Source organism: Hungatella sp. SL.1.14 (assembly GCF_024460495.1).
Taxonomy (GTDB): domain Bacteria; phylum Bacillota; class Clostridia; order Lachnospirales; family Lachnospiraceae; genus Hungatella; species Hungatella hathewayi.
Genome location: NZ_JANFYJ010000015.1, coordinates 97,797 through 123,290, shown reverse-complemented (window position 1 = coordinate 123,290; position 25,494 = coordinate 97,797). Strand labels below are relative to the sequence as shown.

General features: G+C 48.4%; 20 protein-coding genes. 17 read left to right on the top strand and 3 right to left on the bottom strand.

Annotated features, from left to right (window positions below):
- Positions 1-14 precede the first annotated feature (14 nt).
- From NE473_RS16925 to NE473_RS16890, 8 genes are all read left to right on the top strand, one after another.
- Entirely contained in the window at positions 15-1,214 is a 1,200-nt protein-coding gene (locus tag NE473_RS16925) for a PspC-like choline-binding domain-containing protein (RefSeq protein ID WP_055651124.1), read from the top strand.
- Positions 1,215-1,349: 135 nt separating this feature from the next.
- The gene (locus tag NE473_RS16920; protein ID WP_055651123.1) at positions 1,350-2,672 is read left to right on the top strand and encodes a replication-associated recombination protein A; all 1,323 of its coding nucleotides are present in this window, start codon (positions 1,350-1,352) and stop codon (positions 2,670-2,672) included.
- Between the two features lie 302 nt (positions 2,673-2,974).
- Positions 2,975-3,292 (top strand): helix-turn-helix domain-containing protein, encoded by a 318-nt coding sequence (locus NE473_RS16915; RefSeq protein WP_022031933.1) that lies wholly within the window; start codon positions 2,975-2,977, stop codon positions 3,290-3,292.
- Between the two features lie 61 nt (positions 3,293-3,353).
- Complete coding sequence (locus NE473_RS16910) at positions 3,354-4,091, top strand: LytR/AlgR family response regulator transcription factor (RefSeq protein ID WP_055651122.1); 738 nt, start codon at positions 3,354-3,356, stop codon at positions 4,089-4,091.
- Positions 4,025-6,439, top strand: coding sequence for an RHS repeat domain-containing protein (locus NE473_RS16905; protein ID WP_055651121.1), 2,415 nt, complete (start codon positions 4,025-4,027; stop codon positions 6,437-6,439). The genes NE473_RS16910 and NE473_RS16905 overlap by 67 nt, the downstream gene beginning before the upstream one ends.
- Before the next feature lie 8 nt (positions 6,440-6,447).
- Positions 6,448-6,798 carry a hypothetical protein gene (locus tag NE473_RS16900; RefSeq protein ID WP_055651120.1) on the top strand — a complete coding sequence of 117 codons (351 nt, stop codon included), beginning with the start codon at positions 6,448-6,450 and terminating at the stop codon, positions 6,796-6,798.
- Positions 6,799-7,906: 1,108 nt separating this feature from the next.
- Positions 7,907-9,118, top strand: a complete 1,212-nt coding sequence (locus tag NE473_RS16895) for an IS110 family RNA-guided transposase (RefSeq protein WP_305148667.1) — start codon at positions 7,907-7,909, stop codon at positions 9,116-9,118.
- Between the two features lie 462 nt (positions 9,119-9,580).
- Positions 9,581-10,066: a hypothetical protein gene (locus tag NE473_RS16890; RefSeq protein ID WP_006776705.1), complete on the top strand. Its 486-nt coding sequence runs from the start codon at positions 9,581-9,583 to the stop codon at positions 10,064-10,066.
- Positions 10,067-10,354: 288 nt separating this feature from the next.
- Here the strand turns inward: NE473_RS16890 and NE473_RS16885 are convergent, their stop codons facing one another.
- Positions 10,355-11,191 carry a hypothetical protein gene (locus tag NE473_RS16885; RefSeq protein ID WP_055651118.1) on the bottom strand — a complete coding sequence of 279 codons (837 nt, stop codon included), beginning with the start codon at positions 11,189-11,191 and terminating at the stop codon, positions 10,355-10,357.
- 275 nt (positions 11,192-11,466) lie between these two features.
- Here NE473_RS16885 and argS point away from each other — a divergent pair, with 275 nt between their 5' ends.
- The 8 genes from argS to dcd all read left to right on the top strand — a co-directional run bounded on the left by argS (position 11,467) and on the right by dcd (position 21,863).
- A complete protein-coding gene (argS, locus tag NE473_RS16880; RefSeq protein WP_055651117.1) occupies positions 11,467-13,236 on the top strand; it encodes an arginine--tRNA ligase in 1,770 nt (589 codons plus the stop codon).
- A 24-nt stretch (positions 13,237-13,260) separates the two neighbouring features.
- Positions 13,261-16,404: a DEAD/DEAH box helicase gene (locus NE473_RS16875; protein WP_055651116.1), complete on the top strand. Its 3,144-nt coding sequence runs from the start codon at positions 13,261-13,263 to the stop codon at positions 16,402-16,404.
- Between the two features lie 51 nt (positions 16,405-16,455).
- Positions 16,456-17,076, top strand: a complete 621-nt coding sequence (locus NE473_RS16870; protein ID WP_022031921.1) for a flavodoxin family protein — start codon at positions 16,456-16,458, stop codon at positions 17,074-17,076.
- A 482-nt stretch (positions 17,077-17,558) separates the two neighbouring features.
- Entirely contained in the window at positions 17,559-19,688 is a 2,130-nt protein-coding gene (nrdD, locus tag NE473_RS16865; protein ID WP_022031412.1) for an anaerobic ribonucleoside-triphosphate reductase, read from the top strand.
- A gap of 19 nt (positions 19,689-19,707) precedes the next feature.
- Positions 19,708-20,241: an anaerobic ribonucleoside-triphosphate reductase activating protein gene (gene nrdG / locus NE473_RS16860; protein WP_055651114.1), complete on the top strand. Its 534-nt coding sequence runs from the start codon at positions 19,708-19,710 to the stop codon at positions 20,239-20,241.
- 21 nt (positions 20,242-20,262) lie between these two features.
- Entirely contained in the window at positions 20,263-20,970 is a 708-nt protein-coding gene (locus tag NE473_RS16855; RefSeq protein WP_055651113.1) for a YkgJ family cysteine cluster protein, read from the top strand.
- Positions 20,971-21,098: 128 nt separating this feature from the next.
- Positions 21,099-21,332: a hypothetical protein gene (locus NE473_RS16850; protein ID WP_002603638.1), complete on the top strand. Its 234-nt coding sequence runs from the start codon at positions 21,099-21,101 to the stop codon at positions 21,330-21,332.
- A gap of 12 nt (positions 21,333-21,344) precedes the next feature.
- Positions 21,345-21,863 (top strand): dCTP deaminase, encoded by a 519-nt coding sequence (dcd, locus tag NE473_RS16845; protein WP_055651112.1) that lies wholly within the window; start codon positions 21,345-21,347, stop codon positions 21,861-21,863.
- Positions 21,864-21,997: 134 nt separating this feature from the next.
- Here the strand turns inward: dcd and NE473_RS16840 are convergent, their stop codons facing one another.
- A complete protein-coding gene (locus NE473_RS16840) occupies positions 21,998-22,894 on the bottom strand; it encodes a DUF4261 domain-containing protein (RefSeq protein ID WP_055651111.1) in 897 nt (298 codons plus the stop codon).
- 94 nt (positions 22,895-22,988) lie between these two features.
- Positions 22,989-24,437 carry an MATE family efflux transporter gene (locus NE473_RS16835; RefSeq protein WP_055651110.1) on the bottom strand — a complete coding sequence of 483 codons (1,449 nt, stop codon included), beginning with the start codon at positions 24,435-24,437 and terminating at the stop codon, positions 22,989-22,991.
- Between the two features lie 177 nt (positions 24,438-24,614).
- Between NE473_RS16835 and NE473_RS16830 the strand changes: the two genes are divergently transcribed.
- Positions 24,615-25,298 carry a YoaK family protein gene (locus NE473_RS16830; protein WP_055651109.1) on the top strand — a complete coding sequence of 228 codons (684 nt, stop codon included), beginning with the start codon at positions 24,615-24,617 and terminating at the stop codon, positions 25,296-25,298.
- The last annotated feature ends 196 nt before the right edge of the window (positions 25,299-25,494 follow it).

Genomic DNA, 25,494 nt, shown 5'->3' with positions numbered 1-25,494 from the left:
CGGGAGGAGAAAATATGTTGCAGCGACTTATGAATAAGAAAGTAGTAATTGGCCTGCTGGGAATCCTGATCCTTCTTGCAGCGTTTGGCCGAATCATGACTACGCCGGCGGAGGAATACCGGTTTGTCACATGGGAAAAGGGAACCAGCGAAAATGAGGTAAAAGTAAGTGTTATGCTTTCTGCACGGGAGGACGTGCAGAAAGCAGGAACCTTCCAGATTCAGTTCGGAGTGGCCTCCGATGATCCGGATGGGATAGAGGATATCAAATTTAAGTTCGACAGCGATTTAAAAAACAATTCGGACGTTACGGTTAAGACGTATCGCTATAATCAGAGCAACGGGACCCTGACGATCTACGTATCAGGTGCAGCAGATGATATACTGAAAAAGGGGACAGCGTTAAACCTTGGAACCATTGTGGTCAATGCGGACAGTGATGTGACGTTTTCGGTTGAGCCAGGCGGCTGTAAAACGGCGGATGAGAACTATACAGAAAGAACGCTCACCGTGTTTGGAAGCCAGGATGATTATACGGTTAAGCGGGAGACGTCAGACGACGAAACGCCGAATGAGACACCGGAAGAAACAACTCCGGATGAGACGCCGGAAGAAACACCAGGTGAAACGGCGCCTGCTGAGACACCGGAAGAGACGCTGCCTGATGAAACACCGGGCGGAACGCTTCCGGAAGAAACAACGGACAGCAGCGAACCGGAAGAAACGCCGGAGCAGGAAGATTCCTCAGACAGTGTGTGGAAGGATCCGGAAGAGACGAGCGGAACCTGGAAAGCAAAGGACGGAGTCTGGAGCTTTGAAAAGGAAGACGGGACCTATGCGCAGAGCGAGTGGATCAAAGTCGGCGGAGAGTGGTACTGGATCGGTGCTGACGGCCGGATGATTACCGGCTGGATTCATTTAAACAATGTATGGTATTTCTGCAGTCCGTCCGGGGCGATGAAGACCGGCTGGGTCAATACCGGGGACCACTGGTTCTATTTCAGCCCGTCCGGAGCCATGAAAACCGGCTGGGTTTTAGAAAAGGGCTGCTGGTATTATATGAGTGAATCCGGAGCCATGAAGACCGGCTGGGTACAGACGGACGGAAAGTGGTATTACTTAGATGAATCCGGGAAAATGCTGGCCGATACTGTGACGCCGGACGGTGTCACAGTTGACAAAAATGGTGTCAGGGTCAACGGAATAACAGAATAAAAAGTGAGGGACTGTTTTAGGAATATTCTTAAAACGGTCCCTCTTTATCTGTGAGATGGCGTTTGATCTTTCGTTTGGGCCATGGTAAAATAGAAACGAAACATATGATCGAATGAAAAAGGTGGTTGAGACAGGATGGAACAATTATCGCTTTTTGACGACCGGGCTGCCGTGGGTCCGCTGGCAAGCCGGTTGAGGCCAACGGGGCTGGAGGAATTTGTGGGCCAGAAGCACCTTCTGGGTGAGGGAAAGGTGCTGCGCCGGATTATTGATCAGGACATGGTGTGTTCCATGATCTTCTGGGGACCTCCCGGTGTGGGAAAGACCACTCTGGCCAGGATCATCGCCAACCGGACAAAGGCCTCCTTCGTGGATTTTTCCGCCGTTACAAGCGGAATTAAGGAAATTAAGGAAGTGATGGCTCAGGCGGAGCGGGACCGCCATATGGGTCTGCGCACGCTTGTATTTGTGGACGAGATCCACCGTTTTAATAAGGCCCAGCAGGATGCATTTCTTCCGTATGTCGAAAAGGGGAGTATTATCCTCATCGGAGCCACGACGGAGAATCCCTCGTTTGAGATTAACGCGGCTCTTCTTTCGAGATGCAAGGTTTTCGTGCTCCAGGCGCTCCAGACGGATGACCTGGTAATTCTTCTGCACCATGCCTTAACGAGCCCGCTCGGGCTGAGGGATCAGAGGATCGGGATTACAGAGGACATGCTCCGGATGATCGCCCAGTTTGCCAATGGGGACGCGAGAACGGCACTCAATACACTGGAGATGGCAGTCCTAAACGGGGAGATCAGCGCGGAAGAGACCACCGTGACTCCCGAAGTGCTGGAACAGTGTACCAGCCGCAAGTCCCTCCTGTATGATAAAAATGGCGAGGAGCACTACAATCTGATTTCGGCCCTTCACAAATCCATGAGAAACAGTGATCCGGACGCGGCGCTTTACTGGCTGGCCCGCATGCTGGAGGCCGGAGAAGATCCGCTCTATGTGGCGAGGCGGCTGATCCGTTTTGCAAGTGAGGATATCGGGATGGCGGACAGCCAGGCGCTTACGCTGGCGGTCTCCGCCTATCAGGCCTGCCATTTTAACGGGATGCCTGAGTGCAACGTCAATCTGGCGCACACAGTGATCTATCTGTCCATGGCGCCGAAATCCAACTCCGCTTACGCGGGCTACGAACACTGCAGGGAGGATGCCCTGCACACGCTGGCAGAGCCGGTTCCCTTAGTGATCCGCAACGCGCCGACGGGACTGATGAAGGAGCTGCATTACGGGGAAGGCTATCAGTACGCCCACCAGACAGAGGACAGGATCGCCGCCATGCAGTGCATGCCGGACTCCTTAAAAGACAGGACGTACTATGTGCCTACGGAAGAGGGGAATGAGAAGGCGGCGAAGAAGAGGTTGGAGGAAGTGAAGGCGTGGAGAGAGGCGCATGGGATGTAGGGGCAGGCAGTAAGGAATTATTTTCTGCGGATTGAAGCTGCGGTTGTGGTAAGCTGGCTGAGTGAAATTACTGATTATTTAGTGATTTCACTCAGCTTTTTTAATTGATTCCCTGTAAAAATGATGTCTGAGAGCTGCCGGTACAAAATATTTAAAAAAAATTCGTTTCATTATAGATACCACAAACGACTAACTAATAAGTAGGTGAGTGTTTAAAACGTCTGATTACATGAAAAAAAGGCGTTACAAACGCTCGAAAATACTTTTATCGTGAATTATGATTATTATCAGGAGGTATTATAATGAATGAGCAATTTATACGTAGTCGGCTTTCCAGATTACGAGAAGAAAAACAGGTCTCAGAGCGAAAGATGAGCCTGGATTTAGGACACAGCACCAGCTATATTCGTAGTATCACCTCTGGCAGGACGCTTCCGTCAATGAGTGAGTTCCTTTATATATGTGAGTATCTTGGAATTACGCCAATGGAATTTTTTAATGATAGAAATAACACTTCGCTAATGCAGCAAAAAGCAATTGATAATATTTATTCGATGCCGGAAAAAGATGTATGGCTGATGCTTGAGTTTATTGAGAGAGTAAAAGATACGGATCTGTAACTTACCGGGCAGGAGGATATGGAGGATTACCATATTTCTTTGCAAGGGGAAAGGAAATAATATGATTTCAATTGCCATTTGTGATGATGATAATGATTTCCGATTATTACTTAAGAATGCAGTTTATAAAATGATAGAGAGTCATGGCGAGGAAGCTGATATTGAAGACTTTTCAGATGGCCAGACATGCCTGTCACAGCTTAGAAACAGAAATTTCAACATCCTCTTTCTGGATATAGAGATGCCGGGAATGGACGGTTTTTCCATGGCCGGGAAAATGCAAAAGAGTTATCCAAATATAGTATTGATTTTCGTCTCTTCTCATGAAAGCCTGGTTTTTCAGTCATATGAATACGATACATTCTGGTTTATGCGTAAGAGCGCGCTGATAGCCGATTTGAAAAAAGCAATTGATAAGTATTTTGCGCGCATTATTTATAATGAATTATTTTATGTGGTAAATGCACAAAAAGTTTATTATAAAGACATTCTGTATATCGAATGCATTGGACATTTGATTACAATTAAAACAACAGACAAAACTTATAGCATGTGCGGCAGCCTAAAAAAATTGGAGGAAGAATTAACGCCCTATCAATTTATCCGTGTACATAAGAGTTTTTTGGTAAATATGCAGCAGATCAATGTGATTCATAATGATAAAATAATCCTTACCGATAACAGCAGTGTATTACTTAGCAAAGCTCGGCCACAAACGGCTCCGGAAAAACCGTGGAGTACGTCTATGATGAGGCGGACAATCTGCAGAAGATCATCTATCCGGATAATGGTACGGTAGAGTATATTTACGATAAAAACGACAACATCACGAAGATCGTGGACCGTGACGGAAGAGAAACCTTCTACAGCTATGACCCATTGAACCGGCTGACAAAGGTGAAACGCGCAGACGGAAGCACTAGCAGCTATACTTATAATGCACGCGACCAGATCGTGGAGGCGGAGAATCTCTGCTCCTGCGGCTTTCTGATCTCGGACTATCAGTACACGTATGACGATGCCGGACTGATCGTGAGTGAGACAGCCAAAGAGTGCCTGTTTGTGTCGAATAAGGATTACGGCCACAAAGGCGGACCGGACGGAGAATGCGTCCACGTATCAGATAACCCGTGGCAGAACCAGAATCCGGTATGGGAGACCACAAAGAGAACCTTCAAGTATGACAATAACGGGGAACTCATAGAGTGTAAAGAAGATAAAGGCATGTTCGATAAGACGGTATATACATACGAATATGACTCCGTAGGAAACCGCACCCGGGTAAAGAAGCAGGAGGTATTCGAATACCGGACAGATCAGACCACCTATACGTACAATGCGGATAATCAGATGGTTGGAGCAGTAGTCTGTGAAGGAAATCTGACGAAGCGGTATACCTTCAAGTACGATGCCAACGGCAACCTGACGCAGGAGTGCCTGATGAACCGCGCCGAAGTAACGTATCAGTACGATACAGAGAACCGTCTGAAGGCAGTGAAGGACCAGCAGAAGCTGCTGATGGCGGCAGCCTATGACGGAGACGGAAACCGGACATTCCAGTTGAACTACAATCCGGATGCGGAATGCGGTTATGGGAAGAATGTGAGTGGAGAAGTCTTCATGCCGGAGAATAATAAGAATGAGGATGGAAGCTTAACGGCGGAAGGCGATTTATTCAGCTATATCTGCTCTGCAACGGGACGGGCTTATGATCTGACGGAGTATGTGAATGATACGAACCGGCAGTATACCGAGGTCCTGACTGCGTATACGGTGAACAGCGGGGCAACGGAAAGCTACAGCTACAATGGAAGGCAGAGACTGTCAAGGAATGATATATGGACGGAGGCCCGCGACCTGGTATGCAACGAAACAAGCTATTACCTGTATGACGGCCGTGGAAGTGTAACGGCGAATACGTGGCAGAACGGAATGGTGACGAGTGTGTACCAGTATGACCCATACGGGCAGGTGACACTGGGAAGTACGGAGCATACGGATTTCTACGGGTATAATGTGGAGAGCTACAACCCGAATAGCGGGCTTGAATTCTTAAGAGCGAGGTATTATAATGCAGAGATAGGGAGATTCTTCCAGGAAGATACGTATTTGGGAGATATCAACGACCCATTGACACTGAACCGGTATGCATATACGAAGAATAGTCCGTTGAATTATATTGATCCAAGTGACCATACTCAAGTAGGTATTCCCAAAGGAATAATAAGCAGGACTTTTGATAAATTAGTCGATAATATTAAAGGAAAACTTTTAGATTTAATATTTGGGAAGGAGGGTGAGTTAGTTCTACTGGAATCTAGCAAAAATGACGCTCATATCAAAGCTGCAATAAAAAGAGCGGAAGACAGTAATGATATTACCTATTGCCAGGAAATAGATGAAGAATATTATTTAAGTATGATTATGGGTATTGATATGGAATTGGCTTACCAGTATGGCTTTGGAGATACAAGAACAAAAGCAATGCTGGATCAATTTCAAAAGCTGACTGGTTCTGAAGATTTACTGGTGGATAGTTTACTGGATAGGGAATCTTACTATTATGGTAAATATATAGGTGATATGATTGCAAACAGTGGAATGACAGCAGCTGGGATTGCAGCATTTATAGAACTGTTGCCGGCGGCAGCACCTATAATGAGTGCGTCATTTAGCGGAGATATTGGTGTAATACAGATGGTATTAAGTGGGGGAATGATATTTGAAATAGAAGTGGCTGGAGCAGCAGGAGCTGGATTGGGAGCAGGGCTATATAATATAGCAGCGATTAAGCAGAGAGCGTATGATAATTTAGATAAGGCACAGAATTCTGGAAAGGGGGATTCTAAGACTGAGTTAACTTCTAGTATTGATAAAGACCCGCGCCTTGTAAAAGCTGTAGAAGAAATGGGAAAAAATGAGCGTGTACAACAAGAAGCGGATCACCTTATTGATGAATTGTTAAAAGGAAATGAAAACCCTGGATTAGGTAGCAAGAATTTATTTAAGGATGTATCTTATCTGAGAGGAAGGAATGGTGCAAGAGTATTTTACCGAAAAACAGCTAATGGTTATGAAATTTTGGGAAAAGCAGATAAAGCGAATGAACAAACTGTTATAAACATTTTAAAAAAATTATACGAGTAGGTGTGATTATGAAAATCAAAAATATTACTTATCCAACGGCTTTAGAAAAAATTCCTGATTTATTTAATGATAATATTGATGTTTTTGTAGAAACAGAAGATGGAATGCATTTTACGATGACAATATGCACGCCGATGTTTTATTTACATTATATGGAGAAGGAAAATTTGAATTTTATCCCTGCCTCGCCGCCAGATATTATTGTAAAAGAGTTAACACATAACAATATTAAAGAAGCGTTAGAGTCTTTTTGTGAAGACGATGGTTATTGGATGAAACTATATTTTCTTTCAGGTGCAAGCGAGGGGATTTTTTCTAAAGATAAGTTGGACGAAATGATTCAAAATATTGAAAAATGATAGAATCTCATTGCCCGGCTATGCCGGGCGATGTCATCCGAGGTTATGCAGTTCTTTGGCATAACCTCTTTAACCAGCACACTTTTCGACCCTGAGTATTTTGGCTCTTTGGAGGGAAATGTCGTTGTTCCAAATTGGCCCAACGTGCCGGAATTCCTGTGTTATGGTACATCTTTCCGAGGCGGGGCTTAAAAATGGCACACAGGCTGTCACGGTGCGTCACAGGGGTAAGAGAATGTCTGAGAGAAACGAAGCATGATGGAAGGAATAAAATTTGCTCCATTTTTCAAAAAAAGGTCGGATTGCCTTAATTGCACCGTCCTGAATCATGCTTTTTCCCTCTAAAAAGCCCACAGATGCCGTAAAATCGTGCATTTCCGGGATATCTGCGCAGTTCGCTGGCATAACTTTCTCAGAAATCCCAGAAAAAGTTATTCAAAAAACAGAGGCCTCCAGCATAAAAATTTTTGGTCTTTGTTACCCGTAAATAACCAGATTTCGAATGAAGAAAAAATGGGCTGGGTGCCAGATTCCTTAAAACTCAAAAAGCTGGGTGCCGTTAAGCCACCCACGCACGAAGATTTTGGTAAGAAAAACGCAAGGGAATTGAAATTGACATTCCATCCAGTCCCATGTTACAATGGCGCACACCCGGGGGTTTAAGGGGGAAGAAAAACACAGATATAACTGTAAGGAAAGACAGCTGCCGGTTCACAAAGAATCGGTGGCTGTTTCTTTTCTGGTGATGTTCTGTTCCTGCTGGCAGACCCGCTGGGCAGGCCGCCGCGCAGATTTCAGTTATGGATATCCGCTAGGAGAACTGATACCACTATGTCACAAAGCAGAGGTTCGGTTTTGCATCAAATCTCACAAATCGGAGAAATTGATCGGAAAGCATTTGCAATCCATCTCATTCAGAGCTAACATACACCACACCTCGAAAGAGGAAATAACCTGTAAAGTTCAAGGTTGTGGAAGTGGACAGGCCAAATCCCCCTTGCGATGGCCGTAGCCAGAAGGCGTAAACCGGCGCATAACGCTTATCAGCTGAGGTTGCCGGCAGTTTTGCGATCATGGACGGAGACAGGAAAAAGAGGAAGGATGACATCTGAGAAAAGAAAACATCATCTATGTGGGGATTGACCTGCATAAGGAAACACACACGGCAGTCATGCTGGACTGCTGGAACCAGAAGCTTGGAGAAATCACGTTTGAGAACAAGCCATCGGAATTCAGTAAGCTGACGAGGAAAGTCAGCCGGTTTGTGACGGAAGAAAAGGAACCTGTCTACGGTTTGGAGAATGCTTACGGTTATGGCCGCGCGCTTGCTGTATGGCTGATTGAAAAAGGGGTTGCGGTGAAAGACGTGAATACGGCCTTATCTTATGCCCAGAGGAAAAGCGTGCCGATGTACCAGAAAAGCGACAGCTATGATGCGGAAGCTGTGGCATTGGTGCTGATCAATATGCTGGATAAACTGCCGGATGCCATACCAGATGATAAGTATTGGACGCTGAGCCAGTTGGTGAACCGCAGGGACAATATCTGTACCCACCTGCACCGCCTAAAAAACCAGCTTCATGAGCAGCTCTGCATAGCGTACCCCAGCTATAAGCAATTCTTTAGCGATATCAGCCGAGCAACGGCACTATATTTTTTTATGGAATATCCATCGCCAGAGCATTTGCAAGGAAAGACAGCAGAAGAACTGGCGGAGGAACTGCGCCCGGTGAGCCACAATAACTGTTCGGTGAAACGAGCGGAGAAGATACTGTCCCTGGTGCGGGCGGATGGAGATACCAAAAGAGACCATCAGGAGAGCCGGGATACCATTACCCGTAGCCTGGTCAGCGATCTGGAGCATTACCGTGTCCAACTGGAAGAAGTAAACCAGGCGATAGAAATGCTCATGCCAGAATTTGACTGCACCTTGATGACCATGCCGGGAATCGAATTGATAACAGCAGCAAACATGCTGTCAGAGATTGGAAATATCAGCCGTTTTCCAAACTCCGCCAAACTGGCGAAATTCGCCGGGATAGCGCCAGTGAACTTTTCATCGGCAGGAAAAGGGAAAGATGTGTGCCCGAAGCAGGGAAACAGGCGGTTACAGGCCATCTTTTACTTTCTGGCAATCCAGATGATACAGGTATCCATAAACGGAACACCGAGAAATCCGGTCTTCCGGGAGTATTTTCTGCGAAAATTGGAAGACGGGAAGAATAAACAGCAGGCACTGATCTGTATTGCGAGACGTTTAGTGAATATCGTGTATGGGATGCTGAAAAACCATATGGAATACCGGGAGCCGGGGCAATAAGGGCTGTCAGATATGAACAGTTTGTGCTAAGATAGAACTAGAAGAAACACAGTGATTGGTTTGCCGCCTTTTCTAAAGGATTAGAGAAAAAGGCGTAAAAGATATGAGGCGGATGTGTCAATGCCAAGGGGGATTCTGATTCTTGGGAAAGAAATTTAAAGGATACGAGCGAACTAAATAGTTCTGATTTTGACAATTTAACAGACAAAGGAACTGTTAAAGTCAATCAAGCTGGTTCAGATAGACCTCCTACAAATGATCCGAACAGCTTTCTCAGAACGGAGAATGGAGAGCATGTATTTGTATATGATGATAATGGGGATTTGATTTATGATATAAGCTCAAGTAGAGTAAAAGGATTTAAAATTAATACTAACCCTGCAGGTAAAAAGTTTTTAAGTCCTTATAAATTAGATAACCCGGTACCACAGTTTATTTTAGATCTTTTTGGATGGTGATAAAATGTATGAAATAAGATATTGCAATAGCATTGTAAAACAAGGAATAATGAAAAAGTTTAGAAAGCCTAAAGGATTAAATTTATTTGAACATGCATGTAATTGTAATTCATTAGAAGATATTATTGCGATTTCATATTTGTTTTGCCCTGATTTTATTCAGATAGGAGAATATATTTTTGTTTCTGTTTTTTTCGAAGAAGAAGGTGAGGAGGCTATAAAAAAAGTAGAGAAATTAGAAGAACGATTTGGTAAGAATAAAAAACTTATAGAGCAATGGGTTAATAGCTGGAGTATCGGAGATTTATTCATAAATTGTACAGACGAATCTTATCAAAATAATTCGTTGATAATGCAGTTTTGTGACATCTTAGTTTATAATTGGCAACAAAGATTGAAAGAATTGTTTCCGCACAAAAAAATTATAGTAGAAACTGGGAACGAAATAATGGGAGAGCTGGGGTTGACTATTACGGTTTATGAGCAGTAGTTAATGTAATAATAATTTTAACTATGATTGTTCGCCCGGCTTTGCCGGGCAATGTCCCCAGAGGTTATGCGCTTTCCAGCATAACCTCTTTAACCTGCACACTTTTCGACCCTGCTATTTTAGTAAATTTCAACTGGAAAACCCGTTCCCGAATCGGCCCAACAAGGCGTAATATCTGTTTGATGGTACATTTTACTTATAAACGAAACAGCATGACAAAAACGGCCATAAAATAATTTTTATCGGCCGTTTCTGTCATAGTGCCATATACAGATGCAGGCTGAAGTTCTACTCCCCATCCCTATCGTCATTCCCATCTTTCCTCTGATCAACCATCGGCCCTTCCGTTCCTTCCTGTGCCGTTGCCATTTTCGTTTGGGCGCCATTCGACTGCTCTAATTCCTCCCGGGATTTCCGGAGTTGTTCTCCCTGACGGAGCGCCAGCTCCGATGCTTTGTCATGCAGCTGTCCGGCTTCCTGATCGGAACGTCCGATGGAGTCCATCTCATTTTCTATGAGGGCGCCTACCGTGTCGCCGCCGAGTCCCTTGCTCACTAAGGTGTCGACGTGAGCCGCTCCAAGATCAATTTCCGATTCTTTGATTCTGGCTTCACTCTCTATGTGGCTCTGGACTGCGGAAAGCTTTTCCGCATGGCGGAGATCCTGGGAGACAGCGGCCAGAGTCGTAAGGTGTTCAGTTGTCAGCTGATCGTCGGTTTTGTTCTTGCCTGTTTTGTCAGAACTTTTTTTATCTTCCGGCTCTATGCACTGCCTGGCCTGCTGGGTGTAGGCGTTAGAAATCTGTTTATCAATGGCATCGATCTGCTTCTTGTACGATTTGAGCTGATCCTTGATGTCCTCCAGCTTTCCGCCGTCGCCTAATGTCGTTTCCACCAGACTGTTTCTTTGATCCACAAGCGCCTGTTTTTGCTTGGTCAGACTCTCAATCATGTTTATTAATTTACCCTGAGGGGAGAGGGTGAAACGGTCGTTTTTCGGACGGTTTCCCAGTATGCCCCCGCTCTTTTTATCCTGCCCTGACTGGTATTTGGCGAATGATGCATTTACCCGTGCGGTATTGATAAGCGTATTCTTATGCAGGCTGAAATTCAGATTTACTCTCATTCCATTTCCTCCGATCTTTGATGTCCGTTACTATCCTTATCGTACAGGCGGGTGAAAATGTTTAGCTTTTTCAAAAAAACTTTCTGTATTCGTTTTCTGCTGTGAACTGCAGCCGTGTGTTTTCGGATTTCAGGAGATCCGGAAAAATTGTTGATTTTTCAACCTGATTGTAATATAATTAGCTTTTAGCCTGGAAGTATTTTGAAATTAGTAAAACGGGAATGCATAGGAAAAAGAGAAACAGGAAGAATATTCAAAAAGGAGAACAGGAACCGATGAAAAAGATTCTTGATTTAATCACATCAGAGGTAAAAGAGGCATTCGCAGCCTGTGGTTACGATGAGAGCTTTGCGAAGGTTACGCTGTCCAACCGGCCGGACCTCTGTGAGTACCAGTGTAATGGTGCCATGGCAGCCGCAAAGGCATACAAAAAGAAACCGATCGACATTGCAAATGAAGTTGTGGAGAAGCTGTCTGGCGGCGATATATTTTCAGAAGTGAACGCGGTGATGCCGGGTTTCATTAATATAAAACTGGAGGCCGGATATCTGGCGACCTACATGAACAACATGAGAGAAGAAGACCAGTGCGGCTGTGAAAAGGCGAAAACGCCGCTCACGATCATCGTGGATTACGGCGGAGCCAACGTGGCAAAGCCGCTGCATGTGGGACATCTCCGTTCCGCCATCATTGGCGAGAGTATCAAGCGGATGGGACGTTTCCTGGGGCATAAGGTGATCGGTGACGTTCATCTGGGAGACTGGGGACTTCAGATGGGACTGATCATTGAGGAACTTCGTGACAGAAAGCCGGAACTGGCCTATTTTGATGAGACCTATACCGGAGAATATCCGAAGGAGGCTCCGTTTACCATCGGTGAACTGGAGGAGATCTACCCGGCGGCCAGCGCGAAGTCTAAGACGGACGAGGAATTCAGCGCAAGAGCCCACGAGGCGACGCTGAAGCTGCAGAACGGATACGCACCTTACCGCGCGATCTGGAATCATATCATCGATGTTTCCGTAACAGATTTAAAGAAGAATTACGGCAACTTGAATGTATCCTTTGATTTATGGAAAGGAGAGAGTGATGCTCAGGCCTATATTCCGGGGCTGATTCAGGAACTGGAAGAGAAAAAACTCGCTTATGAGAGCCAGGGCGCACTGGTGGTCGATATCGCCGAGCCCGGTGATTCCAAGGAACTCCCGCCCTGTATCATCCGCAAATCCGACGGTGCGGCACTCTACTCCACCTCTGATTTGGGAACGATTCTCGAGCGTGAGAAAGAATTCTGCCCGGACTGGTATATTTATATTACAGATAAACGTCAGGAACTCCATTTTACACAGGTGTTCCGTGTGGCCAAGAAGGCCGGCTTCGTGCCGGAAGAACGGAAGATGTCCCATCTGGGCTTCGGCACCATGAATGGAAAGGACGGAAAGCCGTTTAAGACGAGGGACGGCGGCGTTATGCGTCTGGAGACCCTGATTTCCGATATTGACGCTGCGGCATACGAGAAGATTATGGAAAACCGCACCGTGTCGGAGGAAGAGGCGTTAAAGACCTCGAAGATCGTCGGCATGGCCGCGCTCAAGTACGGAGATTTATCCAATCAGGCTTCCAAGGACTACATTTTTGACATGGATCGTTTCGTTTCCTTTGAAGGAAACACAGGTCCTTATATTCTGTATACGATTGTGCGTATCAAGTCCATCCTGGCAAAGGCTTCCGATCTGGAAGTGCAGGGTGTGTGCACGGGAGACATTCTTCCGGCCGCTTCCGGAGCGGAGAAAGACCTGATGCTGCAGCTTTCAAAATATAATGAGGTGATCGAGACCAGTTTTATGGAGCTGGCTCCCCATAAGATCTGCCAGTACGTGTATGAACTGGCTAACGCGTTCAACAGGTTCTATCATGACACGAAGATCATTGCCGAGGAAAACGAAAAACAGCGTGCTTCCTGGCTCAGTCTGATCAGTCTGGCGAAGGATGTCCTTACCGCCTGTATCGATCTGCTTGGAATTGAGGCTCCGGAACGTATGTAATGTGTGAACGGATGTGAAAAACTTATGAAAGTATCACAGATGACAACAAGCGCCTTCTGGAAAGGCGAATCGGGCGTAAAAGGCCTGGTTGAAGACCAGGGAAAACAGTATAAAGCTAATTTATATATCAAGGGTAGTCAGGTTTATGACTACTCTTGTTCCTGTGTGCAGGGAAATTCCTATAAGGGAATGTGCCCTCACTGTCAGGAACTCTACAGGGAATACCGGGAGAAAGCGGCTGAAAATTCGGGGCGTCCCGTCACCACCTCCCAGCAGGCCAGGACGATGATCCGGGAGTATACCAACCGAGAAGTGGCCCAGATCATGATCGAAGGGGAAGAAAAGCAGGTTCAGCTGGCTGTCCGCATCATCGCGGACCGGAGTGATGTGAAGCTGGAATTCCGTCTGGGACGGGAGCGCTTCTATGTGCTTAAGGACCTTGTGGCCTTTACCAGGGCGATAGAGAGCGGCTCCTTTGTGGAATATGGAAAGAATTTGGCATTTCATCACAATCTCTCCGTATTTACAAAAGAGAGCAGGCCGCTGGTGGAATTTATCATGGAGCTGGTGGGCAGCTACTGTGAGCACTACGAACAGTTTCAGAAGAGCTCGTTTTCTGCCATGCCGGCTCTGAGAAGCTTAAATCTAAGCCGGAGCAACCGGGACCGCTTTTTCAGGCTGATGATGGGGGAAACACTGGAACTGGAGGATTACCGCGCCCACAAGCGAATGGTGACGCTGACGGACCATAATCCCGATCTGGCGGTCAAAATCAGAAAGAAGGGACGGGATGGCATCCTGGTATCCATTGATAAGGGGCTTCTCATCTTTGAGGGAGAACGCCATCTTTATGTGGTAGACAAGGAACGGATCTATCGCTGCGACGAAGCCTGCAGTTCGACGCTGCACGTCTTTCTGGAACAGATGATTAAGAGCTTCGGCTCAAACTGTGAGGCTGAGGTAAACGATAAGGACATGCCGCTGTTCTATGAGCGTGTTCTGAAAAAGATAGCATCCTACAGTATCATCGACGCGGGCGACGTGGAACTGGAAGCCTATAAGCCGGAGGAACTGAAGGCGAGATTCGAGTTTGACAGCCAGGGACCCAACGACCTGGTCTTAAAGCCGATTCTGTCTTACGGGGATTATTCCTTTCAGCCGGTGGAGGATGAGAAGCTTCCAAGAACCGTGTGCAGGGATGTGCCGGGAGAATTCCGGGTCAGTCAGCTGATTACAAAGTATTTTAAATATAAGGAACACGATACCGAGTATCCGGCGATCCGTGACGATGAGGAGGCTGTCTACCGTCTCCTCACGGAAGGCATGAGCGAGTTCATGGCCCAGGGAGAGGTATATTTATCAGAAGCCTTCAAAAAACTGAAGGTTCTTCCGCCGCCGAAGATTTCCATCGGCGTCAAGAGCAGCGGAAGCTGGCTGGAGCTTACGGTGGATACGGAAGGAATGTCGGGAGCCGAACTTACGAAGCTGCTGTCAGAATACAGTCAGAAAAAGCGGTTTTACCGGATGAAGAACGGCGAGTTTCTGGCGTTAGATGACAACGGTCTGATGACGGTGGCGAAGCTGGTGGAAGGTCTTGCGGTGAACAAAACGGATTTGCAGAGCCAGAAATTCCGGCTTCCCAGGTACCGGGCACTCTATCTGGACGGAATTCTAAAGGAGGGCTCTGGAATCACTCTGTATCGTGACGCGCTGTTTAAGGCTGTGGTCCGCGGCATGAAATCTGTGGAAGACAGCGATTATGAGATTCCTCTGACACTTCGTTCCGTGCTGAGAGAATACCAGAAAACGGGATTCCGGTGGCTTAAGACCCTGGATTCCTACGGATTTGGAGGGATTCTGGCAGACGATATGGGACTTGGTAAGACGATTCAGGTTATCGCACTGCTGCTGGACGAGAGTAACCGCGAGCCGGATTCTTCGGCGCTGATTGTCTGTCCGGCATCCCTTGTGTATAACTGGGAAAATGAAATCCATCATTTTGCGCCAACCCTGAAAGTCCGCACAATAAGCGGTACCGCACAGGAGCGGGAGGAGCTTTTGAAGGCGGCTTCGGCCGGAGAGATCTTAATTACGTCCTACGATCTGCTGAAGAGGGATATTGCCTTTTACGAGGAGAGGGAATTCCGTTTTCAGATCGTCGACGAGGCGCAGTATATCAAGAACGCCTCGACCCAGAGTGCGAAGGCGGTTAAGTCAGTGAACGCCCGAACAAGATTTGCACTGACGGGAACTCCGATAGAAAACAGGCTCAGCGAGCTGTGGAGTATTTTCGATTTCCTCATGCCCGGCTTTCTGTTTTCGTATCAGAGGTTCAAGAAGGAGTATGAGCTTCCCATCGTGCGGGATCAGGATGAGAACTGCTTAAAAGGGCTGCATCGTATGATCGGTCCGTTTATTCTGCGCCGGCTCAAAAAGGATGTGCTGAAGGAACTGCCCGATAAGCTGGAAAATGTGATCTATTCAGGTTTTGAGAAGGAACAGAAGGAGCTGTATACCGCCAATGCGTGGCAGGTGAAGCAGCAGCTGGAGCTGGCGGGAGACGGCGGCTCTGACAGAATACAGATTCTGGCTCAGCTGACGAGGCTGCGCCAGATCTGCTGTGATCCGCATCTCTGTTACAGCAACTATAACGGCAGTTCTGCCAAGCTTGAGACGTGTATCGATCTGATCCGCAACGGCGTGGAGGGCGGCCATAAGATTCTGCTCTTTTCCCAGTTTACGTCGATGCTGGAAATCATTGAAAAACGGCTGAAGAAAGAGGGGATGGCGTATTATATTCTGACGGGTGCGACGCCCAAGGAAGAGCGGCTCCATATGGTAAGCTCCTTTAAGGATGACGGAGTGCCGGTATTCCTGATTTCCCTGAAAGCCGGGGGAACGGGCTTAAATCTGACAGCTGCGGATGTGGTGATTCATTACGATCCGTGGTGGAATGTGGCGGCGCAGAATCAGGCCACGGACCGGACGCACCGCATCGGCCAGGAGAAACAGGTTACTGTGTTTAAACTGATCACAAAAGGGACTATCGAAGAAAATATTTTAAAACTTCAGGAATCAAAGAAGAATCTGGCGGAGCAGATCATCACCGAGGGAACCGTCTCGTTCGGCAGCCTGACGAAGGAAGACTTAATCGGCCTGCTGGATTAGAGCGTGACGGGACAGCTGGTTTATGTGAAGAAAAGAAAGGATGGTTAAGAGATGAAAGTACTGCTTTTAAACGGAAGCCCTCATGAGAAGGGCTGTACATACAGGGCGCTCACGGAAGTGGCGGGGGCCCTGACGAATGAGGGAATTGAGACGGAGATCGTCCATATCGGCAATCAGGCCATTCATGGCTGTATCGGATGCGGCAAATGTGCCGCCGCCGGACGCTGTGTCTTTAAAGGAGATCCGGTCAATGCATTTTTGGATAAAATGGAGCATGCAGACGGTCTGGTTGTCGGCTCTCCGGTCTACTATGCATCGGCAAACGGCTCGCTGTATTCCTTCCTGGACCGTCTGTTTTACGCCGGAAGCTGTTTTGCCTTTAAGCCGGCCGCAGCAGTGGCATCGGCCCGGCGTGCGGGGACGACGGCGACGCTCGATTCCCTGAACAAATACTTTACGATTTCCCAGATGCCGGTTGTATCATCCCAGTACTGGAACATGGTTCACGGCAACTCGCCGGAGGAAGTGGAGCAGGATTTGGAGGGGCTGCAGGTCATGCGCACGGTCGGGAAGAATATGGCGTGGCTGCTTCACTGCATTGAGGCCGGTAAGGCGGCGGGTATTACAACGCCGGAACCGGAGCAGAGGCTCAGGACTAATTTTATACGCTGAATTTGGGAGGGACGCCGAAGAAGCGGCGGCAGGACGGGTCCCGGGGGCATGGATATTCCGTGTCCGTCTTGCTTCCTACTCGCCATAAGAAAGTCCGTTCCTGTCGAACACGCCAACCGCGGGCGTGATCGCCAGGAACGGACTTTCTTATGACTCGTATCCAGATGCCGGCACACTGGAATATCCATGCCCCCGGGATCCGTCCTGCCGCCGCCCGCCGCTTCTTCGGCTGTGTATTGGCTATGCTGGTAAAAAGATGGGGGACAGGATTGAGGGCTGAACTGTTAGGGAGAGAGAAGAAAAAGAGAAAAAGGCCTTTACTTTTGCCATATCTGTTGTATAATGGAAAAGCACTATATATGGTGAAGAAATAATTACATACGCAAAATGTAGAAGATTTCACGGCAAATTGACAGCTGCTGTGTTATTTTTTAGCAGTATGATAAAGTAGAATATGGATTAAAGGAAATAAGGAGACAGCGATGATTAAGGTACAGAAACGTGACGGCAGAATTGTGAATTATGACAGAGAGAAGATTGTGAGGGCGATTCAGAAGGCGAATGCAGAAGTGGATGCGGCGGAACGCGCCGGGGAGGCATTGATTGACGGAATTCTGGATGATGTGGAGAGAGAATGCGAGGATGTTGTCCATGTAGAGAGCATTCAGGATATGATCGAGAGCCGCCTGGTTAAGCAGAACAAGTATACTCTCTCGAAAAAATATATGATTTACCGGTATCAGAGAGCGCTTTTAAGAAAAGCGAACACGACGGATGAATCGATTCTGAAGCTGATCCGGAATGAAAATAAAGAGCTGGCTGAGGAAAATTCCAATAAGAATACGATTCTGGCATCTACACAGAGGGATTATATTGCCGGAGAGGTGTCCAGGGATTTGACGAAGCGTATGCTTCTGCCGGAACGCATTTCCATGGCCCATGAACAGGGCGCGATTCATTTTCATGACGCGGATTACTTTGTTCAGCCGATTTTCAACTGCTGTCTCATCAATATCGCGGACATGCTGGATAACGGGACCGTGATGAACGAGAAGATGATTGAGAGCCCAAAGAGCTTTCAGGTGGCCTGTACGGTTATGACCCAGATCATCGCGGCGGTGGCCAGCAATCAGTACGGCGGCCAGTCTGTGGATATGAGACATCTTGGAAAGTATTTAAGGAAGAGCAGCAATAAGTTCCACAGACAGATCCGGGAAGAGTTTGGCGACAGCCTGGATGAGGAGTCCGTGGAGAAGATGGCTCGGATTCGTCTGAGAGATGAACTGAAGTCAGGCGTTCAGACGATCCAGTACCAGATCAACACATTGATGACAACCAATGGCCAGGCGCCGTTTGTGACGCTGTTCCTTCGACTGGACGACGAGGATGAGTATATCAATGAAAATGCGCTGATCGTGGAAGAGATTCTGCGTCAGAGACTGGAAGGAATCAAGAATGAAGCGGGCGTCTATGTGACGCCGGCATTTCCGAAGCTCATCTATGTACTGGACGAGAATAACTGTTTAAAGGGCGGTAAATACGATTACATCACGAGGCTTGCGGTGCGGTGCTCTTCGAAGCGCATGTATCCCGATTATATCTCCGCGAAGAAGATGAAGGAGAATTATGAGGGCAATGTATTCAGCTGTATGGGCTGCCGCAGCTTCCTGTCTCCGTGGAAGGACGAGAACGGGGACTATAAGTTTGAGGGACGGTTCAATCAGGGCGTGGTGAGCCTGAACCTTCCGCAGATTGGAATTCTGGCAAAGGGCGACGAGGAAGTATTCTGGAAGCTTTTGGACGAGCGTCTCACCATCTGTTTTGAGGCGCTTATGTGCAGGCATAAGGCGCTGGAAGGCACCTTATCTGATGTGAGTCCGATTCACTGGCAGTACGGAGCCATTGCCAGACTCCCGAAGGGGGCGAAGATTGATCCGCTGCTTCATGACGGATACTCCACGATCTCCCTGGGATATATCGGCATCTATGAGATGACGAAGCTGATGAAAGGGGTCAGCCACACGGATCCGGCGGGAGAGGAATTTGCCCTCCGCGTGATGAACCGCATGAAAGAGGCAGTCGAGTGCTGGAAAGAAGAGACCGGGCTCGGTTTCGGCCTTTACGGGACTCCGGCTGAGTCTCTCTGCTACCGGTTTGCCAGGATTGACCGGGAGCGCTTCGGCCTGATTGAAGATGTAACGGACAAGGGGTACTACACGAATTCCTATCACGTGGATGTGAGGGAGAAGATCGACGCATTCAGCAAGTTTACCTTTGAGAGCCAGTTCCAGAAGATTTCTTCCGGCGGCGCTATCTCTTATGTGGAAGTGCCGAACATGGCGAAGAATTTAGAGGCCATGGAAGAAGTGGTTAAATTCATCTATGACAATATCCAGTACGCGGAGTTCAATACGAAATCTGACTACTGCCAGGAATGCGGCTTCGACGGTGAGATCATCATCAATGACGACATGGAGTGGGAATGCCCGCAGTGTCATAATAAGGATAAGGACAAGATGAACGTAACCAGAAGAACCTGCGGTTACCTGGGGGAGAATTTCTGGAACGCCGGAAAGACGAAGGAAATCAAGGCGAGAGTGCTTCATCTGTAGTCTGAGGAGCGATAATATCATGAAATACGCCGATATCAAACATTGCGACGTTGCCAACGGCACCGGAGTGCGGACGAGCCTTTTTGTGTCCGGCTGCACTCACCGGTGCCGGGGCTGTTTTAATGAGATCGCATGGGATTTTAATTATGGAAAGGAATTCACGGACGAGGCAGTACAGGAGATCCTCGATTCCTGTGGAAAAAGCTATATATCCGGCCTGTCTCTGCTGGGCGGAGAGCCGATGGAGCCGCAGAACCAGCGGGCGCTTCTGCCTCTGGTCCTCCGGTTTAAGGAGTTGTATCCGGAGAAGACAATCTGGTGCTACACCGGTTATACGTATGAGGCGGATCTGCTGTCGCCGGAGGGAAGGGCGCACTGCGAGGTGACGCCAGAAATTCTTGCATGCATCGATATCCTGGTGGATGGGGAATTTGACCAGGAGTGTTACGATCTCAAACTGAAATTCCGGGGCAGCAGCAACCAGCGTGTGCTGCAGATTCACGAGCCGGGCTGTCCGGAGCTGTTTGCAGAAAAGGATGAGAGTACACAATAAGGAAAAGGGGGAATCGGACCGATGAAGCGGGAGATCAGCCTGGAAGAGATATCAGATGGGAAGCTGTATGGCAGCGGCGACATGGTGAAGGTGGGCTGTGATGACTGCCGCGGCTGTTCTGCCTGCTGCCGCGGCATGGGAAGTTCTATTGTTTTGGATCCATACGATATCTTTCGTCTGGAGACGGGCCTGGGCCTGTCCTTTGAGGAGCTGCTGGCGGAGGCGGTGGAACTGAATCTGGTGGATGGCATGATTCTGCCGAACCTGAAGATGTCCGGCGAGGGAGAGGCCTGCACCTTTTTAAACGAGGAGGGGCGCTGCCGGATTCATCCCTGCAGACCGGGGATCTGTCGGATGTTTCCGCTTGGCCGGATCTATGAGGACCATGGCTTCCGGTATTTTAACCAGATACACGAATGCCGGAAGGCGCAGAAGACGAAGGTCAAGATCCGTAAGTGGATGGATACCCCGGATCTGGGCCGTTATGAGAACTTTATTGTGGAGTGGCATTACTTCCTGAAGGAACTGGAGGAAAGGCTGGAGAAGAAACGGGAGCAAAAACCGGAAGAGGGATCAGAACAGTCCGGTGGGGAAGATGCGAGGAAGCGGGCTGCCATGGGAGTGCTTAAGGTTTTCTATCTGATTCCATATCAGAAAGAGTTGGATTTCTATCAGCAGTTTGAGGCGCGCATGGCGGCTGCGCGGGAGGAATTTATTAATTTTCTGTAAAAATACTTAAGGTTCCCAAATCCCTGTTTGCCTGCCGGCGGTCTCTGTGATATACTAAAAGCAATGGAAGCAAGGCATAAACAGGTGTAAAGTATCAGGACGGTTGTTCGAAGGGGAGGAATACCTTTATGGCGAAGGTAAAGAGGTTTAGCACAAAAATTAACAGTTTCTTTGTAGAGTGGAGTGCGCTGAATCATTATTTGTCATCATATGAGTGTGAGAAAAACGGCGTTCCCTACATCGGTTTTAAGGATCCGAGGGTTCAGAAACTCTGGAACAGCTTGAGTTCCGCAGAAAAGCGGGATCTGATGAAGCATTACGGGAAGAAGAACGAGGCGGAGCTGGGCGACTATCTGGGATAAGGGGAATGAATCATGATTCTTTCGGGAAAAGAAATACTAAAGCATATGGGGAAAGAGATTATCATTACTCCGTTTGATGAAAAGAGAATTAATCCTAACAGTTATAATCTGTCTCTGGCGGATGAACTTCTGGTTTACGAGAAGGAAGCGCTGGATATGAAAAAGCCCAATCCGACTAAGCGGATCGTGATTCCGGAGGAAGGGCTTCTTCTGGAACCAAACAGGCTGTATCTGGGAAGGACTAACGAGTTTACGAAGACGGATCGGTATGTTCCCATGCTGGAGGGCCGTTCTTCCACGGGCAGGCTGGGGCTTTTTATCCATGTGACCGCGGGCTTTGGTGATATCGGTTTCGCCGGGTACTGGACATTGGAGATTTTCTGTGTACAGCCGGTCAGAATCTATCCGAATGTGGAGATATGCCAGATTTATTACCACGACATTGACGGGGAATACGATCTGTACAGCAGCGGAAAGTATCAGAATAACAGCGGGATTCAGGCCAGTCTCATGTATAAGGACTTTAAGTGAGAATGGTCTGCGGATAAGAGAACGGTATAAAAGATGATGTAAGAGATGATAGAAGAGAGCCGGATACTAAAAAGAGGAAGATGCAGATTCAGGAGTCCCTGAAGCGGTATCTTCCTCTTTTATGGTCGCACCCGCTATTCCCTGTGTCCCGCTGCGTATTCTCCAGGGCAGATGTCCATAACGACTCGGACAGGCTGGATTAAGGCATCCTCGTACTGACATTTCCACTGGACCTCCCGGCTCAACTGGCCGTCTGCGATCCCGTCGATGGTCTCGCCGGACTTGACCGGTGCATCGGCATCATAGAGATAAGAGGCAACATTGTATGCATGGTTTACGACGGCCTGCGGCTCCAGTCCCCGGAAATGGTACTGGACGTCGGGGAGTCCGATTGCATAGAGCCCCAGGGTGTCCACTACCTTGTCGTCGCTGCCGGAGATGTTGAAAAGGCGGGCGTTGACGCCAAAGTATACAAAACGGTCTTCCCGCGGTATCCGGTGTTCCCTGATCTGCTCCGCGGTAAACAGCTTTCCGGCCGGTTTGACCCAGACCGCAGTGCAGTCAGGAAACAGTCTGACTGCTGTCTCCATCCAGTCCATCATCATCTCACAGCGTTCCTTGTATTCCAGCACGGCGGCCATCATGTCAAACAGGAAAATCTCATACCGGCACCGCTCCAAAAGGGCGTCTCCGTCGGCTACATCCCAGAGCTGGCTTCTGGAAAAGGCATCGATGGAGTCCTGCCTGAATTCCTGCACATCCCCCATGACGACCTGGGGCGGCAGGGCGCCGTCTTTAAACTGTGCCAGATATTTTTTTACGGCAAAAGAGGTCAGAGCCGGCGAAGGGGACACGATGTCGATCGCCCCGAAGGTTTCTTCCAGAGCCGTGCGTATGATCCCGGCCTCCGGTTTGACCGGTTTTTCTTCAAACAGAAGGTAGATTTGATAGAGGTTCTGAAATTCTGCTTTTTCCTCAAGATTCTGTTTCAGCTCTTCTTTCGGTCCTTTTTTCTTTGAAAATAATCCCATATGCGTTCTCCTTTGTATCTGTCTGTAGGAGGCGGATTCCTCCGCCGTTACCTCCAGTATACCGTATTTTGGAAAAAAGGCCATTACAATTTGCTTAAGATTTCCCCCAGGCTTTCTGAAAAACGGAGAAATGAAATGGGGCGGACAGCGGGATTTCGTAACGGCGGCAGATGCGCACAATCTCATAAGCACCGATGATCAGGGCGAAGACGCCGGTGGCAATGTTGCTGACGGCCATGACAACCCCGACGCTTAAGCTTCCCATGGAGGTATAACTCTGCAGAAACCAGAGTACGGGGACACGGAAAACGAAGACGCGGCAGAAGTTGATGGCCAGTGTCAGTTTTGTCTTTCCGAAGCCGTACAACAGGGCCATGACGGACGCAGTGATGCCCAGCGGAATGGCCCCCAGCGCCTCGAAGCGGTAGATGGAGATAATCATCTTCTGAAACGCCGGATCATTGCCGGCAAAGAGACGGCTGAGTTCCTCCAGGAAATACAGCGAGCAGGCCATGAGCACGATCCCGACAGCCAGGTTGACCGTGAGAACACATCCGAAGGCCTTCAGCGCGCGGCGGGGCTTTCCGGCTCCCACACTCTGACTGATGATGGCCGATCCGCCTTCCTGGAAGCCGTTCTGCGGCATGGTGGTGATGCCGCCGATGTTGTTGGAGATTCCCAGCGCTCCCACGGTCAGCGCGCTGTAGACCGTACTCATGGAATTGATGATGACCTTGCCAAAGGAAAAGGCCATCTTCTCTGCAATGACCGGAATGGAGAGGCTGATCATGGGAACTGTGGTGTCCCGCTGAAAGGAGACCGCTCTCATGGAAAAGCCGAACACGTTGTCCTTCTGATTCATGTTTCGGACAGCCGCGGCCAGTAAAAACAGCTGGGAAAGGATCGTAGCCGTGGAAATCATGCTGATCCCGCACTGCAATCCGTAGACGAACAGGGCGGTAAAGGCCATCTTGACAGCGATAATCGCCATATTCAGGCGGAGAATCCTGCCGGAATTTCCACGGGCCCGTTCAATGGCAATATAAATGTTGTTAAAGAAGCTGATGACCATACCGAAGAGCTCCAGCCGGAAGTACAGAGTGCCTTCCGAGATGAAGGCCTCCGGCGTCCTGGCAAGCCGGAGAAACCACGGTGTGAAGGGAACTAACAAAGCCAGAATGACGGCGCTTAGGACCGAGCACATGGCAAACAGCGTGCTGACCCGTTTCTTCACCAGGTCGAAATCACCTGCACCGTAGGCTTCGCTTATTTTCAGACTGGACCCGATGGCGAGGCCGCCACCCAGGGCTGACAGCATCAGGCTGATTTGTGATAAATAGGCCACGGCGGACACGGAGCCGGCGCTGATATGAGCCGCCATCATGGAGTCAAAGATTTTAAAGAGCTGATTTAAACTCTGATACAGGGCCAGCGGCGTTCCGACGTAGAGAATAACCTTCCACATGTTGTCGTGGAGGGCAAACTCCCGGAAATGCTGGTCTTTTGCGGAGAGCACCGCTTTGGGCAACAACTGCCTGGACATGAATGGTTCCTCCTTTGATGTAAATGCCATAGTTTTCGATGAATCTGTATATAAGCATATAGTCAGAAGCGTTGGAAATCTACGAATTTCATGACCAATCATGAGGATAGTACAGTTTTTTTGACATAAACGGTTGCTTTGTGCTATAGTATAGGCCGAAGGGATGGTGATGGCTGGATGAGACGACATGGTCAAATGTCGGAAGCAATGCCGACAGGTATTTTTCTGACGCTGTCCGGTGGATTTCAGGATGCTTATACGTATTATACCCGCGGGAAGGTTTTTGCCAACGCCCAGACGGGGAATATCATTTTACTGGGACACAACGCGATGAACGGAGACTTTACGGATGCCTTCCGGTATCTGGCGCCGGTGCTGGCTTTTGCGGGAGGAATCTACATATCGGAAGTCATACGCGGTATCTACCGGGAATACGGGAAGCTGCACTGGCGCCAGATCGTGGTGGCGCTGGAAATTCTGCTCCTGTTTGTGGTGGGATTTCTTCCGCGGTCCATGAACATGGCAGCCAATATTTTAGTCTCCTTTGTCTGTGCCATGCAGGTGGAGGCGTTCCGAAAGATGAAGGGAAGCGCTTATGCCAGCACGATGTGCATCGGCAATCTGCGCAGTGCGACGGAGATGCTGTACCGTTACCGCCATACAAAGGAAAAGGGCTGCCTGGAAAAATGCCTCCGGTATTACGGCGTGATTCTCGTCTTTGGTATCGGCGCAGCGCTTGGAAGCCTCATGACTTCCCTGTTTAAGGAGCGGACGATCTGGATATCCTGCGGTTTTCTGTTTGTCTGTTTCTGTATTATGTTTATGAAGGAAGACATCGAGGGCGAGCGCGGGCTGGATTGACAGCGGAGCGGGTTTGTGATACAGTTACATTAAGTTAACAGGATATTTGAGGGAGTAATTCCGCATAAGACAAAGGCGAGATAAATCAACAGCATGGCAGCTCTGCGGCGGCCTGGTTTATCTATAAAGAATGAGACTCATATACAGTATACACGCTGTATATGAGTCTTTTCTTTTTACAGCGGGCGGAAAAGAT